Source organism: Streptomyces sp. JW3, from assembly GCF_052216785.1.
Classification (GTDB): Bacteria; Actinomycetota; Actinomycetes; order Streptomycetales; family Streptomycetaceae; genus Streptomyces.
Genome location: NZ_JBQOUX010000239.1, coordinates 1 through 1,405 on the forward strand (window position 1 = coordinate 1; position 1,405 = coordinate 1,405).

The window sequence follows — 1,405 nt, forward strand, 5'->3', positions numbered from 1 at the left end:
CGATGAGCATTCAGGTTTCGCCGCAGCTGAACAATCTGCTGTTCGTGCTGATCGGCGAGAAGATGCTGCAGGCCGACGAGGACAAGGCGTTCGCCAACGGCAAGCCCTACGGGCGGCTGTCGCGGCGGGTGCGGGACCTGTCGGACCTGATCGAGCAGACCGCGGGCGGGGTCGGGCGCTCGCTGCCGCCGCAGGTGGGCAACCAGTACGTGCGGGCCATGCACCTGTTCCTGGACAACGGCGGCTCGAACTACCTGAAGGACTTCTCCGACCAGCTCGATGACCTGGAGAAGGCCCGCACGCAGTCCTCCATGGACATCATGGAGGCGAAGTGGCAGATCATCGCCGAGCTGATCCGGCTGCTGATCGAGCTGGCCATCATCATGGCGCTGTCCGTGTTCACCGGCGGGTCGGCGGCCAGTCAGGCGGCGGTGGCCAAGGCGCGCAGCCGGGTGGCGATCCTGACGCTGCTGGACTGGCTGATGAAGCGCACGCATCTGCTGCCAACGCTCACGGAGGCGATCGAAGAGGCGTTCATGACGTTCGCGGTGCGCCTGGCGATGATGCTGGGTGCGCCCAAGGGGCGCCGGCCGGACGGCTTCGACTGGTCGCAGATCGTGCAGGACGGTGTCTTCGGCGCGTTCACCGGTCTCTTCCACGGGTTCTTGAACGACATCGCCAACGGCCTGAAGAACAACTTCCGCAACATCTGGGACAGCCGGAACAACCCGTTCAAGGACCTCGACGGCAACGGGAGCAACGGAAGTAAGTTCAACGACAAGTTCGACAACAATCTGCTGAACGACACCCCGAATCCCCGGCCGACCCCGGACCCGACCCCCACCCCGAACCCCCGGCCGACCCCGGACCCGACTCCGACTCCGCGCCCGGCCCCGGACCTGGGCGACCGGATCGGGCACGAGATCGGGGAGGACATCCAGCACTTTTTGACCGAGGGCGGTGCGGAGGCGCTGGGCGAGATGGCCACGGCGGCCATCTTCCACTTCCCCACCGACGGACCGATGACGTTCCTGGGCGGCGGGCTGAGCGCGGTCAGCGAACGGCATCTGGGGCAGGGCGCGGCGGCCTTCGGCAACAAGTTCAACATCAACACGCCGCCGACGGTGAACTCGGTGCCGCCGCCGGACACGTCGGACAGCGGTGACTCGACATCGGACGACGAGACGCACTCGGGCGGCGGCGGCAACGGGCCCGGCACGCCTGGACCGGGACCGGTGACCTCCACACCCGGCGGCGGCGACCGTGACGGCTCGGGCGGTACGGACCGGCCCTCGACCCAGTCCGCCGACCTGGACCTCGGCCTGACCGACGGCGGCATCAACGGCAACGGCCCGCTGGACGTCGATCTGGCCGACGTGAACATCGACGGCCCCGACATCACGGC

1 protein-coding gene is annotated in these 1,405 nt (G+C 68.0%); it reads left to right on the forward strand.

The features are described from left to right. Nucleotides 1-1,405: WXG100-like domain-containing protein (locus ACTT8P_RS38280; RefSeq protein ID WP_442836399.1), on the forward strand; the 1,405-nt coding region annotated here is incomplete at both ends.